Below are 17417 nucleotides of genomic sequence, written 5' to 3'. Positions count from 1 at the left end.
ACGCAGTTCAAGGCGGCCCTGATGGGCTCGGCACAGCCGAACCCCGACCTGACCGTGTACCAGCAGGGTGCCGGCCGCCTCGACGTGGGCCGGGCGATCAGCCAGACGCTGACCGCGCAGCCGGCCAGCCTGTCCCTGGGTGTGCAGCAGTGGCCGCACACTGACGACCAGCCGGTGACCAAGACCGTCACGTACCACAACGGCGGCGGCACCGACCTGACGCTCAGCCTGTCCATCGGCGGCCGGGCACCGGACGGTACGGCGGCGCCGGCCGGCATGTTCACCCTCTCCGCCAGCCAGCTCACCGTCCCGGCGGGCGGTCAGGCGCAGGTCACCCTCACCGTGGACACCCGGGTCGGCGGGCCGGACGGCCGGTACTCCGGCGACCTGGTCGCCACGGCCGGCGACACCAGGGTCGGTACCCCCATCGGAATCACCAAGGAGGCCGAGAGCTACAACCTCACCCTCACCTTCATCGACCGCAACGGCGGCCCAGGCGACGCCGACGCGCTACTGCAGGGTACGGACGAGGCCACGCACTCCGTCGTCGAGTTCCCGTACGACCCGTCCGGCACCGTGACCCTGCGGCTGCCCAGGGGCCACTACGACCTGCACGCCGACATCCCCACACTCACCGACGACCCGTGGAACCCGCTGCGCAGCCTGCTCGCCGAGCCGGCGCTGAACCTGACCGGCGACACGCACGTCACCCTCGACGCCCGTACCGCGAAGCCGGTCACGGCGACCGTTCCGGACCCCACGGTGTCATCGGTCCTGGCATACATCGGGTACGACCACCTCACCCCGTACGGCGACGCCGGCACCAGGCTGTGGCTCTTCGCCCTGACCGGGGTGTTCACCGACCAGCAGGGGCCGAGCCTGCCGGCCTCACAACTGCGGGGCGCGTTCATGCTCCAGTGGGCCGCGACGGACTCCGACGGCTTCGTCACCGGTGGACCGTTCTACAGTGCCGCCGAGTTCCCGGTCGGCGGCCTGCCGAACGGGTTCGTCAGGCACTACACCGCGCGGGACCTGGCCGAGGTGCACGCCACCTACGGACCGATCCAGCCCGGTGACACCGGCCTGGTGGGCACGTTCGCGCTCTCGCCGCTGTCCAGTGGCGCGATATCCGCGGAGATTCCGGTGACTCTGCCGGGAAGTCTCACGCTGTACCACACCACCGTGGACGGCACCCGGTGGTACACCGATCTGACGAGCATGGCGACCGGGCCGGAGGGCTTCCCCACGCCGGACGCGGACTTCACCGGATCGGCCGTCTACCAGGCGGGGCGCCGCTACCAGGAAACCTGGGCGAGTCCGGTGTTCGGACCGGCGTTCCCGGTGTCCCCGTCCGGGGAGGGGGACATCAACCGGCAGGGCGACACGCTGAACTTCTTCCCGCCGCTGTACGGCGACGGAAGCGGCCACGCCGGCGGTACGACGACCGACTCCGGACTCACCACGGTCTACCGGAACGGAACCCAGATCGCCCAGGTCCCGGACGTAGCCGGGCAGTTTGCCGTGCCGGCGGACACCGCACGGTACCGGATCGAGACGCAGGCCACCCGCACCGGATTCGGCGGCCTGAGCAGCACGGTGAGGGCGGCGTGGACGTTCAGATCCGGGCACGTCGACGGCGACGGCTTCGCACCGCTGCCGGTCATGGCGGTGCAGTTGCGCCCCGCGCTGGACGCGAACAATGCGGCGCCGTCCGGCCGCTTCACCATCCCGGTCTCGGTCCAGCGCCAGCCTGGCGGCTCCGCGGGCGCGGTCAAGCAGATCCACGTGGCGGTGTCCTACGACGACGGCAAGACCTGGCAACCGGCCACGCTGCAATCCAGCGGTGACGGCTGGACCGCCACGGTCACCCACCCGGCCGGCGGCGGTTTCGTGTCGCTGCGGGCGGACGCGACAGATTCCTCGGGCAATACGGTCGAGGAGACGATCATCCACGCATATGCCCTGAACGGGTAGCCGCAACCGGTGGTGGGCGCCGGACCGATGCCCGGCGCCCACCCCGGCGGCTACAGGTGCGGCCCGAGCAGCGTCAGGTCCGCCGGGGACAGCCGGTCCCGGGCGGTGTTCGCCTGATGCCAGTACGGGTACAGCAGCGGCATCGCGCTGGCCTCGTCCAGCCGCTTGCGCTCCTCGTCGTCGAGGATGAGGTCCGCGGCCGCCAGGTTGTCGGCGAGCTGCTCGCTGGTACGCGCGCCGATCACCAGCGAGGTCACCGCCGGCCGGCCCAGCAGGTACGCCAGGGCCACCTGGGCCGCCGAGACGCCGTGCGCCCGGGCGACGTCGATCAGCACGTCCACCGTGTCGTACAGCTTGTCCCGGTCGTACACCGGGGGTTCGCCCCACTCGGTCAGCTGCCGGGAACCGGCCGACGGCTGGTGGTCCCGCCGGTACCGGCCGCCCAGCAGGCCGCCCGCGAGCGGGCTCCAGACCAGGACGCCGAGCCCCTGATCGATGGCGGCCGGGATCAGCTCGTACTCGGCCTCACGGGCCTGCAGCGAGTAGTAGATCTGCTGGCTGACGAACCGGGGCAGCCCGTTGCGCTCGGCGGTACCCAGTGCCTTCATCAGCTGCCAGCCGGTGTAGTTGGACGCCCCGACGTAGCGCACCTTCCCGGAGCGCACCAGCGTGTCCAGCGCCTCCAGCGTCTCTTCCAGCGGGGTCACGCCGTCCCACTCGTGCACCTGGTACAGGTCGATGTGGTCGGTGCCCAGCCGGCGCAGGCTCGCCTCGCAGCCGGAGATGATGTGATGGCGGGACAGGCCGGCGTCGTTGGGCCCCGAGCCCATCGACATGCGTACCTTGGTGGCCAGCAGGACGCTGTCCCGGCGGCCCCGCAGCACCTCCCCGACGATCTGCTCGGACAGTCCGGCCGAGTACACGTCCGCGGTGTCTATGAGGTTGATCCCGGCGGCCAGGCACATGTCGACCTGCCGGCGTGCCTCGTCCACGTCGGTGGAGCCGACGTTGGCGAAGTTCCCGGTGCCACCGAACGTCATCGTTCCCATGGTCAGTACCGAAACCCGCAGGCCGGAACGACCAAGTGTGCGATATTCCATGCCCGCAGCCTAGGCCCTGATGGTCGCGTCGATCAGTTGGCCGCCGGGCGGTCGGCGGTCAAAGTTCCTCGACCTGCCGGGAGCGGCGCACGATGAGTGTGGTCAGCGCACCGGTGACGCCCAGCCCCACCACGCCGAACACCACCAGCAGCCAGGCGAGGACCCCTCGCCCTCCCCGGGTACCTGTGCCGGGGAGGGCCTGCATGACCAGCGGGCTCGTGCTCACCGACGGCGAGGCGGTGGCACCCGGATCCGACGTAGTCACAGACGGTACCGACTCCGTTACCGAGTCGGGCGCCGCTGTGCCGGTCCTGGACTGGGTCGTCTTCGTCGCGCCGGCCGCGGTCGGGCTCGGCCGTGCCGTGGAGGACGGCCGGGAGGTCGGGGACGTGCCGGTGCCGGGCGCGACGATCGTGTACGTGGCACTCCGGGCCGGTACCCCGGCGACCTTGGGCGTGGCCTTGACCGTGTGCTTGCCGGGCGCGCGATCCAGCAGCGGCGGCGACCCGAAGTAGCTGGCCGCGCAGGTGGTCCCCTGGTTGGTCGCCGTCACCGTGCCCAACGGCCAGGTGTCGAACGCGAAGTCGACCTCGCCACAGCCCGTGGTGTGCGGGGGCTTCTGCCACTCGAAGATCAACGCGAAGCTCTGGTTCGGGCCGCCACTCGTACTGCCGGTCAGCGTGGATGGCGGGGGCGCGGCGAGAGCCGGCGCGGCGAGAGCCGCACCCGCGAGTGCCCCGGCAACAACGACGGCGAGCATGTGACGGATTCGCACCCGCAAATAGTGGCTGGCCAGACGTCTCACATCAAATAGACGACACTCGATTAATGTGTACATAGAGGGACAACCGCACTCGCGGCACGGATTAGCCGGAGGCCGCCCGGGGTACTCATTGCACCCGTTACCACCACAGCGAACACGGGCGCTTCACATAGGAGGTCTCACATGCGGGTCTCAGCCGTCATCGTCGTCGTGTGGCTGATCATCGGTGCGATCGCCGCCGGCCAACGAGGTTACTTCGGAAGTTCGCCCACCAACTGCTCCCGCGCCACCAACGCCATCCTGAACATCGTCGCCGGGCCGCTGAATTACGTCGGGGTCAACCCGAAGGTGGACTGCCATGCCCCCCAGCCGTCCCAGTAACCGCGCCTGGGGCGCTGAACGCGTGGGCCGCCGGATCCCTTGATCCGGCGGCCCACGCATGAATTGAGGAGCGGCGATCAGCCGACTCCGGCCGCCGCCGACACAGCCCGGCCGGTGAGCACCGTGGCCAGGTGCGCCCGGTACTCCGCCGACGCGGTCAGGTCGCTCGTCGGCCGGGTACCCTCGCCGGCCAGGCCGGCCGCGGCGGCGATCGCGTCGGCCGTGGAGGCCGCGCCGGTCAACGCGTCCTCGACCGCCCGCGCCCGTACCGGCACCGGACCCATGTTGGTCAGCGCCACCCGGGCCTCCGCGATGGTGCCGTTCTCCCGGCGTACCGTGGCGGCCACGCCGACCAGGGCCCACGCCTGGGCCATCCGCTGGAACTTCTCGTAGTGCGTGCCCCAACCCTCGTGGCTGGGAAAGCGCACGCCGAGCAGCACGTCGGCCGGTCCGAGGGCGGTGGTCAGGTAGTCCACGAAGAAGTCGCCGGCCGGCACGGTGCGCTGCCCGTCCGGACCGGCGATCTCCATCGTGGCGTCCAGCGCGACCGCCACGGCCGGCAGGTCACCCGCCGGGTCGGCGTGCGCGAGCGAGCCGCCGAGCGTACCCAGGTGACGCACCTGGCGATCGGCGACCGTCGCGGTGGCCTGCGCCAGCAGCGGCACGTACCGCCGGACCAGAGGGTTGGCCAGCACGTCGGCGTGCCGGGTCATCGCACCGATGAGCAGCCCGTCGCCGTCCTCCCGGATGCCTCGCAGATCGGCGAGGGCACCCAGGTCGATGAGCACAGACGGGGCGGACAGCCGCAACCGCAGCATCGGGATCAGGCTCTGGCCGCCGGCCAGTACCTTGCCGTCGTCTCCGGCGGCGGACAGAGCCTGGACCGCTTCGTCCACTGTAGAGGGACGCTGGTAGTCGAAGGACACCGGGATCACGACTGGCCACCGCCGTTCCGGATCGCCTGCCAGACGCGCTCGGGCGTGCAGGGCATGGGTACATCGTCGACTCCGTACGGCCGCAGCGCGTCCACCACGGCGTTGACCACGGCCGGCGTCGAGGCGATCGTGCCCGCCTCGCCGACGCCCTTCGTACCCAGCGGGTGGTCCGGCGCGGGGGTCTCGGTCCGGTCCGAGACGATGTCCGGCAGGTCCGCCGCGCTCGGCGGCGTGTAGTCCACGAACGTACCGGTGAGCAGGTTGCCGTCCGCGTCGTACACGGCCTCCTCGAACAGCGCCTGGGCGACGCCCTGCGCCACGCCGCCGTGCACCTGACCCTCCACGATCATCGGGTTGACCACCCGGCCGACATCGTCCACCGCCACGTACGCGCGGATCGTCACCCGTCCGGTCTCCGTGTCCACCTCGACGGCGCACAGGTGGGTGCCGTGCGGGAAGGAGAAGTTGACCGGGTCGTACACGTCGTCCGCGTCCAGCGTCGGCTCCACCCCGTCGGGCAGGTCGTGCGCGGCGAACACGGCCAGCGCGCAGTCGGCCAGCGACCGGCCGCCGTCCGGAGTGCCCCGCACCCGGAACGCGCCGTCGGCGAACTCCACGTCCGACACATCGCACTCCAGCAGGTGCGCGGCCACCGGCTTGGCCTTGTCGATGACCTTCTTGCACGCGTTGACCAGCGCGAAGCCGCCGACCGCCAGGGACCGCGAGCCGTAGGTGTCCATCCCCTTGTACGCGGTGCGGGTGTCCCCGTGCAGCACCTCGACGTCCTCGAACGCGACCCCGAGCTGGTCGGCCACGATCTGGCTCCACGCCGTCTCGTGCCCCTGCCCGTGCGGCGAGCTGCCAGTCACCACCTCGATCTTGCCGGTCGGCAGTACCCGGATGCTCGCGCTCTCCCAGCCACCGGCCCCGTACCGCAGGCTGCCCAGTACCCGCGAGGGTGCCAGCCCGCACATCTCGGTGTACGTCGACACCCCGATGCCCAGCTGTACCGGGTCGCCGGACGCCCGCCGGGCGGCCTGCTCCCTGCGCAACTCGTCGTAGCCGAGCAACTGCTTCGCCCGGTCGGTGGCCGCCTCGTAGTTGCCCGAGTCGTAGGTGAGCCCGGCGACCGTGGTGAACGGGAACTCCTCGTGGCCGATCCAGTTGCGCCGCCGTACCTCCAGCGGGTCCAGGCCCACCTCGACGGCCAGCTCGTCCATGATCCGTTCGATAGCGTAGGTCGCCTCGGGGCGGCCGGCGCCCCGGTACGCGTCGGTGAACGTGGTGTTGGTGAACACGCCGGTGCACTCGAAGCGGTACGCCGGGAACTTGTAGATGGCGTTGTACATGAAGGCGCCCAGGATCGGAACCCCCGGCCCGACCAGCCCCAGGTACGCGCCCATGTTCGCGGTCAGCCGCACGTTCAGGCCCAGGACCGTGCCGTCGCGGCGGGCGGACAGCTCGATGTCCTGGATCATGTCGCGCCCGTGGTGCGCCGACAGCAGGCTGTCCGAGCGGGTCTCGGTGTACTTCACCGGCCGGCCGGCCCGCTTCGAGGCCAGGTACGTGATCATCTCCTCGGGCGTCACCTGGAGCTTGCCGCCGAACCCGCCGCCCACGTCCGGCGCGACGACCCGCACGCGGTGCTCCGGCGTACCGGTGCCGACGGCCAGCAGGAAGCGCAGCACGTGCGGGATCTGGGTCGCCGACCACACGGTGACCTGGTCGCCGGTCGCGTCCACCACCACGCTGCGCGGCTCCATGAACGCGGGGATCAGGCGCTGCTGGCGGTACCGGCGCCGGATCACCACCTCGGCGCCCGACGCCGCCTCGTCCACCGCCCCACCGGTCCCGGCCTGCGCCGAGTCGAAGATCCAGGTGTACGCCTTGTTGGTGGTCTGGTCGGTGTGAACCAGGTCGGCACCGTCGGCGAGGGCCGCCTCCAGGTCCAGTACCACCGGCAGCGGCTCGTAGTCGATCTCGATCGCGGCCAGCGCGTCCACCGCGCTGGCCCGGTCCCGGGCCACCACCACGGCGACCGCCTCGCCGGTGTGGCACACCTCGTCGACGGCCAGCGGCGGATGGGCCGGCATGACCAGCTCGGCGGTGACCGGCCAGGCACACGGCAGGCTGCCCTGGACGTCGGCGACGTCGCGTCCGCTGAACGCGGCGACCACGTTCGGTTCGCGCAGGGCCGGAGCGGTGTCGATCCGGCTGATCCGGGCGTGCCCGAGCGGGCTGCGGAGGATCGCCATGTGCAGCATGCCGGGCACGACGATGTTCTCCGTCCACATCGTCTGCCCGGTGATCAGCCGCGCGTCCTCCTTGCGCTTGCGGGCCGCGCCGACCTCGGCGGCCGGCGCCTGGGAGGTGATCGTCATACCGCCACCTCCCGCTGCTCCGGTGCGGCCTGCGCCGGCACCTGTGGCGGGGCCGCGCCGCCGCCGTCGGCCATCGCCGCCGCGGCGTCGTGAACCGCGCGGACGATGTTCTGGTACCCCGTGCAGCGGCACAGGTTCCCTTCCAGCCCCTCGCGGATCTCGGCATCGGTCGGGTCGGGATTGTCGGCGAGCAGGGAGACCGATGCCATGATCATGCCGGGGGTGCAGTAGCCGCACTGCAACGCGTGCCGCTCATGGAACGCGCGCTGTACCGGGTGCAGCGCCCCGCCCGGTTCGGCCAGACCCTCGATCGTGGTGACCGCCTTGCCGTCGGCCTGGACGGCCAGCACAGAGCAGCTCTTGACCGAGACGCCGTCGAGCAGCACAGTGCAGGCCCCGCAGTTGCTGGTATCGCATCCCACCACCGTGCCGACCTTGCCGATCCGGTCACGCAGGTGTTGGACGAGCAGAGTGCGCGGCTCGACATCGTCGTCGTAGCGCACGCCATCGACGTTGAGTTTGATCCGGGTCATCAATCCTCCCGGGCGGGACGGGATCCGGCGCTCGCACCGGATCGTGGCCAGGCGTGCTCGTCAGCCCGGCGCCGTCGCTTTCCGGCCGCGCCTCGGGTCACCGTGCGCGCTGTGATCCACCCAATAACGTCTTCCAGGTTCCCGCAAGAGCCCGCCCGGTGGACGATCGGCGGGGCGGGACCCGCGTCTCCGCTCAGCCGATTCGCAGATGAGAGGGCATCATCCTGAGCTGACTCGCAGCCGCGAGCGTTAACGGCTCAACGGCTCGCACGTCGCCGCACGGCCTCCGGATCGCGGCTCACACCCGGCAGCGCCGCTACCGGGCCGCGCCGCCGTCGACCGGACCCTGGCCGTGCCGACCCGAGGACCCCGCCGACGATCGCCGCCCCGCAGCGACACCGGGGCCGGCTTGAGCCCGGAGAGCCCGATGGCGGAGATGGAGACCTCGACCATCGCGGACATGCTGTACGCGGCCGTCCTACATGTCAAACTGTCGATATTCGGCGCGGCAGGGTAGCCGGCGCCATCCGGTCAGCGGGGCGCGGCGATCACCTCGACCAGATCCTCCAGCGCGGCGAGGCTGTGCCCGGCCACGAAGTCGTCCAGGTACGGCAGCGCCGCGGCCATCCCGCCGGCCACCGGCTCGTACCCCGGCTTGCCCCGGTGCGGGTTGACCCAGACCAGCCGGTACGCCAGCCGGGACAGCCGGGCCACCTGCGCGGCGAGCTGCGCCGGGTCGCCCCGCTCCCACCCGTCGCTGCCCAGCACCACCACCGCGCCCCGGGCCGTGCCCCGCTGCCCCCACCGGTCGAGGAACGCGCCCAGCGAGTCGGCCAGCCGGGTGCCGCCGCGCCAGTCCGGGATCGCGTCGCCGGCCGCCCGCAGCGCGGCATCGGGGTCGCGGTGCCGCAGCGCCCGGGTCACCCTGGTCAACCGGGTACCCAGGGTGAACACCTCGGTCTGCGTGGGCCGCCGGCGTACCGCGGCGTGACCGAAGCGCAGCAACGCGTCGGAGTACTGCGCCATCGAGCCGGACACGTCCAGCAGCAGCACCAGCCGGCGCGGCCGCTCCCGCCGCTCCCGGCGGGCCAGCCGAGCCGCCTCTCCACCGTGCCGCAGCAGGTACCGCACCGTACGGGCCGGATCGATCCGGCCGCTGGGCGCCGGCCGGTACCGGCGGCTGGGCCGGGTGGCGGTACCGGGAGCCAGCAGCGCCAGCATCCGGCGTACCTCGGCGCGCTCCGCCGCCGTCAACGCGGCCACGTCGCGGTGACGCAGTACCTCCTCGGCGCTGGCCGACAGCGCCACCACGTTCTCCGCCTCATCCTGACCGTCCGCGCCTGGTATGGCGCCCAGGCTCAGCGACAGCCGCGCCGGCCTCGGGTGGGCCGTGCGCGGCCGGTGCACCGGCGCCCGCCCGTCGCCGAAGTACGCGGCGAACGCGGCATCGTAGATCGGCAGGTCGTCGGGCTGGCCGCAGAGCGTGAGCCGGCCCGCCCAGTACGCGCCCCGGGCAGTGGTCACTCCCAGCTCGTCGACCGCGGCGAGCATCGCCTGTACCCGCTCGACGCTCGCCTCGACGCCGGCCCGGCGCAGCGTACGCGCGAAGCCCACCAGCGCACCGGTGACCCCGCGCCCGGCCACGGATCAGGCCCCGACCAGGGTCGCGACTCCGGTGGTGCGCACCCGGTCGGCGTCCTCGCGGTACTTCAGCACCGCCCCGAGCGTGGCTGCCGCGACGTCGGGGTCCAGCTCGCTCGCGCCGAGGGCGGCGACCGCGCTCGCCCAGTCCAGCGACTCGGCCACGCCGGGCGGCTTGATCAGATCCAGCTCCCGCATCCGGGCCGCGGCCCGCGCGACGTCGACCGCCAGGCGCTGGGTGATCTCCGGCAGCCGGGCGCGCAGGATCTGCACCTCGCGCTCGAAACTCGGGTGCTCGACCCAGTGGTACAGGCACCGGCGCTTGAGCGCGTCGTGCACCTCACGGGTGCGGTTGCTGGTCAGCACCGCCACCGGTGGGGACGCCGCGGCGATCCGGCCCAGCTCCGGAATGGTGATCGCGGCGTCGGACAGCACCTCCAGCAGGAACGCCTCGAACTCGTCGTCGGCGCGGTCGATCTCGTCGACCAGCAGTACGCACGGGCTGTGCTCCAACGCCTGCAGCAGCGGGCGGGCGATGAGGAACCGCCGGTCGTACAGGCTCGCCTCGAGCGCGGCGTGTTCCGGTGCGGCGCCCGACGCGGACGCCGCCGCTTCCACCGCGCGCAGGTGCAGCAGCTGGCGCGGAAAGTCCCAGTCGTACAGGGCCTGCGTCGCGTCCAGCCCCTCGTAGCACTGCAACCGCACGAAATGCGCGCCGGTCGCCGCCGCCAGCGCCTGCGCGAAGGCCGTCTTGCCGACGCCCGCGTCGCCCTCCAGGAACAGCGGCCGGCCCAGCCGCATCGCCAGGTATCCCGCGGTGGCCAGACCCTCGTCGGCCAGGTACCCCTGCCCGGCGAGCGCCTGTGCCAGCTGGGCGACGGTGGCGGGCGGGGCGGTGCCGCCGGCAGAGGTCATCTCCTCACTATGCCGCCGCCGGCCGGGACCCGCTACATTCCCGGCCGGCCGCGACCCGCCCCGCTGGTCTCCGACCAGTCTGCGGTCAGCGCAGACCCACGCCGACGCGCGCGCTACGCGGCGCACGGTTCACGCCGACGCGCGCGCCCAGCGAGTCACCACCTCGTCCAGCACGCTCAGCGGCAACGGACCGCCGCCGAGTACCACGTCGTGGAACGCCTTGATGTCGAACCGGTCGCCGAGCGCCCGGGTGGCCTCGGCCCGGATCCGCAGAATCTCCAGCCGGCCGACCATGTAGGACAGCGCTTGGCCCGGCGCCGCGATGTACCGGTCGACCTCGGCCACGATCTCCACCGGCGCCATCGGCGTGTTCGCCATCAGGTAGTCGATCGCCTGCTGGCGCGACCATCCCTTGATGTGCAGGCCGGTGTCGACCACGAGCCGGCCCGCGCGCATCGAGTCCAGGGTCAACATGCCCAGCCGGTCGACGTCGCCGGAGTACAGGCCCATCTCGTCGGCCAGCCGCTCGCAGTACAGGCCCCAGCCCTCGGAGTACGCGTTGACGTCGGCGCACCGGCGCAGCAGCGGCAGGTCGGTCAGCTCCAGCGAGATGGCCTGCTGGAAGTGGTGTCCCGGGACGGCCTCGTGGAACGCGGTCGCCTCGGACGTCTGCCGCCCGCGTTCGTGCGCCTGGTAGGTGTTGGCGAAGTAGACGCCGGGGCGCTTGCCGTCCAGCGACGGCATCATGTAATACGCCGCCGGCTGCCCGGGCGCTTCCGCGGCCGGGACGGCCTCGACCTGGCACCGGGTGCTGGGCATCCGGCCGAACCAGGCCGGCGCCGCCGCCTCCGCCCGCTCGATCGCGCTGCGGGCGGCGTCCAGCAGTTCGTCGCCGTCCTGCCAGCGCAGCGCCGGATCGGTGCGCATCCGCTCGAAGATGTCCGCCAGGTCGGTGACCCCGAAGACCCTCGACCCGACCTCGCGGTACTCCTCGGCCAGCTTCGCGATCAGGTCCAGCCCGGTCTGGTGCAGTTCCTCGGGCGAGCGCTCGGTGCTGGTGTGCGCCCGCGACAGGCCGGCATACATCGCCTCGCCGTCGGGAAGCCAGCAGATGCCCGACTTCTCCTCCGGGCGACCGGCCGCGCTGAACTCGGCCGCCAGCACGTCCCGGTACGCGGCCAACGCCGGCCGCACGACCTCGGCCACCACCCGCTCCCGGTCCTGCGCGAACGTCGGGTAGTCCTCGGGGCCCGGCTGGCGCAGCAGCGGATCGTTCGCCGGATCGGCCAGGTACCGGTCGAGGTGCGCGATCGCGCCACGCACCAGGTGCGCCACCGGCGTACGCCCGGCGGCCAGGCCCGCGCGGTGGCGGCTCACCACGCCGTCGAGGAATTCGGGCACCGCACGCAGCCGGGCCAGAAACGCCTCGGCCCGCTGGGCGTCGGGGAACGTGAGCATCGGGAGGACCGACAGCAGGCCAGAGGCCGGCGCGGCGAAGAAGTCGCTGATGGTGTACTCGACGGCGCGTGCGTCGATCCGGTCCGCCTGCGCCCGCGCCTGCTGCGCGACCACCGCGAGCGTCACCGCGTCGCCTTCGTCCACAGTGGACTCAGCGAGCCGGTCGGCGCGCTGCCCGAGTGCGAGCCCCTTCGCGCGCAGTTCCTGCTCGGCTTCCTCGGACGGGTCGGACAGGAGTTCGTCGTAGCCGGGCACCCCGAGCAGCGTCGCACCCAGCGGCTCGGCCGCGAACATCAGCTTGATCATCTCATCGGCCAGGCCGGTGGCGGAGTCGCCGTCCCGGCCGGTCTCCATCGGGCTCGTCATGACGCGAGCCTAACCACAGGTAACAGGGGGCGGACGTGGCGCCGGTTACGCTGTTGGCAGATGAACAGTTCGTCAAGCCACCTCGCCGCGCCGGTACTCCCGGCGCGGTCGGCCCCGCGCAAATCCCCGACCGCCGCCGAGTTGGCCGCCGCGGCGGGTCGCACACTGCCCGACGTCATCGCGCCCGACCTCACGGTGCTGTTCTGCGGCATCAATCCCGGCTTGCTGTCTGCCGCCGTCGGCCGGCACTTCGCGCGGCCGGGCAACCGGTTCTGGCCGGCCCTGCACCGGGGTGGGTTCACCGACATCCAGCTGCACCCCGAACAACAGGACGAACTGGTGAACCTCGGGCTCGGGGTGACGAACGTGGCCGCCCGCGCGACGGCGCGCGCCGATGAGCTGACCGCCGCCGAGCTCATCGACGGCGGCCGGATCCTGCGCCGGAAGGTCGCCCGGTACCGGCCGCGATGGGTGGCCGTGCTCGGCATCGGGGCCTACCGCACCGCCTTCGGCGTACGGGACGCCGTCATCGGGGCGCAGCCGGAGCCGCTGGCCGGCGCGCGGGTATGGGTACTGCCGAATCCGAGCGGCCTCAACGCGCACTACACGCTGCCTCGGCTCTCGGCTGAGTTCGCCGCACTTCGCCGGGCCGCCGAACACTGAACGAGTACCCGGCCGCCGGGATCGCGCCCGGAAGTGTGGCGTACCAAGGTGAACACAACTCGCGGTACGGCCGCCGGTACCCGTAACCACACCGTCCCGGTGTCGTTTTGGGACATAGATGGGGGCCTCCCCATCGGCCCCTCATGCAAAGGATCAACCGACGCGATGTCTGTTGAGCCTGCCGAATTCCCGAGGTCCAGCACCGGGCGCGTGTCTTGGGCGCTGGTCCCCGTCGCACCGGCGTTGAGTTGCGCGCTGCTCGCCGCCGGTACCACCGGCCTGCTGCCCCGCATGACCGCGCTGGCCGCTGCCGCGGCCGCGTCCACCGCCGTACACGCCGTCCTGCTCATCTGCCTAGCTTTGGCCGCGCCCGGTACACGGTCACCGGCAAGCCCGGGCCGCCGGAGCGCCGCGCTGCTCGGCGCCAGCCTGCTGGCCACCGGCGCGACCGTGGTCGCCGCGGTCGCCGCCGAATCCCGGGTCGCCACCAATCCGCTCGTCGACCCGTTCGCGGCCCGGCTGGGCACGGCCGGGCTGCTGCTGGCCACGCTGCTGTTCCTGTTCGGACTGCTCCTGCTGCCCGGTCCGGCATCCGGCGCCCTGGCCCGGCTGCACCTGGCGCTGGACGGACTCGCCATCGGAGCCTGCCTGCTGTACGCCGCCTGGCTCATGGTGGTGCACTCGCACGGCGGTACCCACTCCCCGGCCGCCGGGGTCGCGCTGTTCGGGTGCGCCGGGCTGGCGACCGCCACGGTCAGCGGCCTGCGCGCCGGGCGGTACCGGCCGACGGTTCTGATCTGCTGCACCGGCGGCGCGGTGACCATCATCGGCCTGGGTACCGCCGTGGCGTTGTTCGCCGGCAGCGCGCCCGAGGGCTGGTTGCCGGTGGCCGCGCTGGCGCTGGTGTTCGGGCCGGTGCTGTGCTGGGCCGGCACGCTGGTCACCGAGTCCGACCCCGCCCCGTCGCCGGCCGAGCGGACCGATCCCGGGTTCGCCGGCTACCCGATCCTGGCCGTACCGGTGGGCACCGCCCTGGCCGCCACCGCGTACCGGGTGGCCGGCGATCGGCCGTTCGACGCGGTATCGGTCGGGCTGGGCCTCGGAGTGCTCGCCGTCCTCGCGGTACGGGAAGTCTTCGCGGTACTCGACATCCGCCGGTACGCCCGCCGGATCGCCTTGCAGGAGGCCCGGTTCCGCTCGCTGGTGTCCCGATCGACCGACATCACGGTGGTACTCGATGACGACCTCGTGGTCACCTGGCAGTCGCCGTCCGCCGCGCACCAGTTCGGGCTGCTCGACCGGGATGTGCTGGATCGGCCGTTCCTGGGGCTGGTCCACCCCGAGGACGCCGCCGCGGTACGGGAACGGCTGACCGCACTGGTCGCAGCGCGTCCGTACGGTACGGCCCGGCCGACCCTGCTGGGGGCCCGGTTGCGCGACGGCTCCGGGCGCTGGCGCGAGACCGAGTCCACGGTCAGCGACCAGCGCTCGGTACCCGAGGTCGGCGCCCTCGTCGTGCACGTGCGCGACATCGGCGAGCGCCGGGAACTGGAGCGTGAACTGCACCGGATGGCGTTCATCGACCAGCTCACCGGGCTGCCGAACCGCCGGCAGCTGCTGCGCACGATCGCGGCGATGCGCGCCGTACCCGGCCAGCCCGGCGCGATCCTGGTGGTCGGACTCGACGACCTGGCCCAGACCGGCAACGGGCGGCTACCCGAGGTCGGCGACGCGGTACTCGTCGAGGTCGCCAGCCGGCTGCGTGGGGCCGTCGAGCCGTCCGACCGGGCCGCTCGGCTGTCGGACACCGAGTTCGCCGTCGCCACGGCGGATCATCCGGTGCACGCGTACGCGCTGGCCGCCCGGGTACTCGCCGAGCTGACCCGGCCGTACCCGGTGGCCGCCGCGACCGTGCACCTCGGCGCCGCCGTCGGCTTGGCGGAGCTGGCCGCGGCGACCAGCGTCGGCGACACACTGTCCCGGGCCAGGCTGGCCCTGTGCCGGGCCGCGCAACTGCGCCAGGGCCGGATCGAGTGGTACGACGAGGCGTTGGAGGCGGCCCTGCTCCGCCGGTTCAGGCTGGAGGAGGAGCTGCCCGGCGTCATCGCGCGCGGCGAGCTGGACCTGGTCTTCCAACCGATCCTCGACCTGATCGACGCGGCACCCGTCGGAGCCGAGGCGCTGCTGCGCTGGCGGCACCCGAAGCGCGGCACGGTGCCGGCCGCCGACTTCGTACCGGTGGCCGAGGATCTGGGCCTGATCGACGAGATCGGCGAGTGGGTGCTGCGCCGCGCCTGCCGGCAACTGGCCAACTGGCTGCGCGACGGGCTGGATCTGTGGCTGTCGGTCAACCTGGCCGCCCGCCAGCTGGCGGCGCCCAATTTCGTGGCCCGGGTCGCCCGGGTCCTCGACGACTACCGGATTCCGGCCGACCGACTGGTGGTCGAGATCACCGAACAGGATCTGAGGCCGGACCTGCCGGCCGCCGTCGCGCAGCTGACCCGCCTGCGGACACTGGGGGTACGCACCGCGCTGGCGAAGTTCGGCACCGGCCCCACCCCGCTGGCCTCCTTGCGACGGCTGCCGGTCGACGTCCTCAAGGTGGACCGGGCGCTGTTCGCCGGGACCCCCCACGTCTCGCCGGGCGGTGTCGAGCTGGGTATGCCGGTCATCGACGTGGTGGTCGGGCTCGGCCGCCGGCTCGGCATGGAGATCGTCGCCGAGGGGTTGGAGGACGAGGCGCACCTGGACCTGGCCCGGGCCGGCGGCTGCCGGTACGGGCAGGGCTTCCTGCTGGGCCGTCCGCAACCCGCCGAGCACTTCGAGGCGTACCTGGAAAGTCACCGCTCCCCGACGGCGTGACCGGTCAGGAGTTCCACGGCTGGCCGAGTCCTACCGGTTGACCTCGACCGGCGTCGAGCCCGACGGTCCCGAGGCACCCGGCGCTCCCGCCGAACTGGCCCGTACCCGGTCCCGCGTGTGCCAGGCGACCACGAACACCAGCAACCACAGCCCGCCGAGCAGCGTCGAGGCGACCACCTCGCTCGGCCAGCTCCAGCCCACGTAGACCCGGGCGGCACCGACCACGAACACCACCCCGGCCGCCGCCGTCCACGCCGGTACCGCGACCCGCCACCCGAACCGCCGCGACAGCAGCCAGGCCAGCATGCCGACGCTGGCCGCCACGACCGCGGTCTGGTTGGGGAAGAAGCCCGGCTGGGGCGTGGCCTGCGGCGCGCGTTCCCAGTCGGCGGCGACCGTGATGATCACGAGCGGGACGAACGCGCCGAACGAGCCCAGCACTCCGACCAGGTCGACCCGCCAGACCCGGGAGCGCCAGTTCAGCGCGATCGCGAGCACACCGACGAGCAGCACCAGGAACGTCCCGCGCAGCGTCAGCAGCGTCTCGGTCGCCACGTGTACCGCGGCGTGCGTACGCCGGGCCGACACCCAGCGCGTGATGAATGGATCCGCCAGCAGCAGCCCGCTGTGCCGGACCAGCCGGTCGACCGCCCAGGTCAGCCCGTACCCGACGCCGAGCAGCGCGATCGCGCCGCCCAGCACGTTGACGGCCACCGCGCCGCCCACCCCGATCCGTTCGGTGAGCCACCCGAATCCGGCCCGGTACGCCCGATCGACGAAGCGCAGCGGCGTCCAGGTCGCCAGTCGCTTGCCCAGGTCGGCCATCGGATCGGGGTGGCGCCCCAGATAGCGGCCGATGAGCACGATCGCCACGATCACCACGACCAGAGCCAGCAGGGCGCTGGTGGCCTGCCCGAACAGCTCGGTCGCGGTGGCGTACGAGCGGCCGGCCAGGTACCCGACGATCATCGTGCCGCCTGCGATACCGATCACACCGATCACGTTCCACGGCAAGAACACCCCGTACCGCATGCCGGACATGCCGGCCAGGCGCGGCACCAGGGTACGGGCGAACGCGATGAACCGGGCCATCAGCACCGCCCGGCCGCTGTGGCGCAACAGCAGTGCGTCCGCCTTCGCCCACCGCTGGTCGCCGACCCGCATTCCGAGCCGGGTGGTACGCAGCCTCGGCCCGACCCGCCGCCCCTCCAGGTACCCGAGGCTGTCGCCCAGAGCGGCGCCCCCGATCAACACCGGCAGCGCGATCGCCAGGTGCAAAGTGCCGCGATAGCAGAGGAATCCCACGATCAGCAGCGTGATTTCGCCGGGCGCCACCAGTCCGAGTATTGTTGCAGTCTCGCTGCCGACGATCGCGGCGGCGAGAATGTAGATCAGCGCTGGCGGCCAATCCGCCAAGGCGCTCAACAGCTGACTCACGCCGCTCC

General features: G+C 72.4%; 12 protein-coding genes and 1 pseudogene. 4 read left to right on the top strand and 9 right to left on the bottom strand.

Annotated elements, in window-relative coordinates; all coding sequences use genetic code 11:
* Positions 1 to 1974 (top strand): annotated as a pseudogene (locus Raf01_RS31325) (S8 family serine peptidase); the annotation flags it as partial.
* Positions 1975 to 2024: 50 nt separating this feature from the next.
* Here the strand turns inward: Raf01_RS31325 and Raf01_RS31320 are convergent.
* A complete protein-coding gene (locus tag Raf01_RS31320; protein ID WP_203921663.1) occupies positions 2025 to 3074 on the bottom strand; it encodes an aldo/keto reductase in 1050 nt (349 codons plus the stop codon).
* A 58-nt stretch (positions 3075 to 3132) separates the two neighbouring features.
* The gene (locus Raf01_RS31315) at positions 3133 to 3849 is read right to left on the bottom strand and encodes a RodZ family helix-turn-helix domain-containing protein (RefSeq protein WP_203921662.1); all 717 of its coding nucleotides are present in this window, start codon (positions 3847 to 3849) and stop codon (positions 3133 to 3135) included.
* Positions 3850 to 4020: 171 nt separating this feature from the next.
* Here Raf01_RS31315 and Raf01_RS31310 point away from each other — a divergent pair, with 171 nt between their 5' ends.
* On the top strand, positions 4021 to 4218 hold the full coding sequence (locus tag Raf01_RS31310) for a hypothetical protein (RefSeq protein ID WP_203921661.1): 198 nt from the start codon (positions 4021 to 4023) through the stop codon (positions 4216 to 4218).
* Between the two features lie 77 nt (positions 4219 to 4295).
* Here the strand turns inward: Raf01_RS31310 and Raf01_RS31305 are convergent, their stop codons facing one another.
* The 6 genes from Raf01_RS31305 to Raf01_RS31280 form a co-directional block, all read right to left on the bottom strand.
* On the bottom strand, positions 4296 to 5153 hold the full coding sequence (locus tag Raf01_RS31305) for an FAD binding domain-containing protein (protein ID WP_203921660.1): 858 nt from the start codon (positions 5151 to 5153) through the stop codon (positions 4296 to 4298).
* The gene (locus Raf01_RS31300; RefSeq protein WP_203921659.1) at positions 5150 to 7534 is read right to left on the bottom strand and encodes a xanthine dehydrogenase family protein molybdopterin-binding subunit; all 2385 of its coding nucleotides are present in this window, start codon (positions 7532 to 7534) and stop codon (positions 5150 to 5152) included. Before Raf01_RS31300 ends, Raf01_RS31305 begins: the two co-directional genes overlap by 4 nt.
* Positions 7531 to 8067: a (2Fe-2S)-binding protein gene (locus Raf01_RS31295; protein WP_203921658.1), complete on the bottom strand. Its 537-nt coding sequence runs from the start codon at positions 8065 to 8067 to the stop codon at positions 7531 to 7533. The genes Raf01_RS31300 and Raf01_RS31295 overlap by 4 nt, the downstream gene beginning before the upstream one ends.
* Before the next feature lie 531 nt (positions 8068 to 8598).
* Positions 8599 to 9711, bottom strand: a complete 1113-nt coding sequence (locus tag Raf01_RS31290; protein WP_239134078.1) for a vWA domain-containing protein — start codon at positions 9709 to 9711, stop codon at positions 8599 to 8601.
* 3 nt (positions 9712 to 9714) lie between these two features.
* Positions 9715 to 10623 carry an AAA family ATPase gene (locus Raf01_RS31285; RefSeq protein WP_203921657.1) on the bottom strand — a complete coding sequence of 303 codons (909 nt, stop codon included), beginning with the start codon at positions 10621 to 10623 and terminating at the stop codon, positions 9715 to 9717.
* Positions 10624 to 10752: 129 nt separating this feature from the next.
* The gene (locus tag Raf01_RS31280) at positions 10753 to 12447 is read right to left on the bottom strand and encodes a DUF885 domain-containing protein (protein WP_203921656.1); all 1695 of its coding nucleotides are present in this window, start codon (positions 12445 to 12447) and stop codon (positions 10753 to 10755) included.
* 60 nt (positions 12448 to 12507) lie between these two features.
* On the opposite strand from Raf01_RS31280, the gene mug reads away from it, so the two are divergent.
* Both mug and Raf01_RS31270 read left to right on the top strand, forming a co-directional pair.
* Complete coding sequence (gene mug / locus Raf01_RS31275) at positions 12508 to 13110, top strand: G/U mismatch-specific DNA glycosylase (RefSeq protein ID WP_203921655.1); 603 nt, start codon at positions 12508 to 12510, stop codon at positions 13108 to 13110.
* Between the two features lie 165 nt (positions 13111 to 13275).
* A complete protein-coding gene (locus tag Raf01_RS31270; RefSeq protein WP_203921654.1) occupies positions 13276 to 15972 on the top strand; it encodes a putative bifunctional diguanylate cyclase/phosphodiesterase in 2697 nt (898 codons plus the stop codon).
* Between the two features lie 30 nt (positions 15973 to 16002).
* Here Raf01_RS31270 and Raf01_RS31265 read toward each other — a convergent pair whose 3' ends face one another.
* Positions 16003 to 17409: a VTT domain-containing protein gene (locus Raf01_RS31265; protein WP_203921653.1), complete on the bottom strand. Its 1407-nt coding sequence runs from the start codon at positions 17407 to 17409 to the stop codon at positions 16003 to 16005.
* Positions 17410 to 17417 lie beyond the last annotated feature (8 nt).

The organism is Rugosimonospora africana (genome assembly GCF_016862975.1).
Taxonomy (GTDB): Bacteria; Actinomycetota; Actinomycetes; order Mycobacteriales; family Micromonosporaceae; genus Rugosimonospora; species Rugosimonospora africana.
This window is presented reverse-complemented; position numbering and strand designations above follow the sequence as displayed.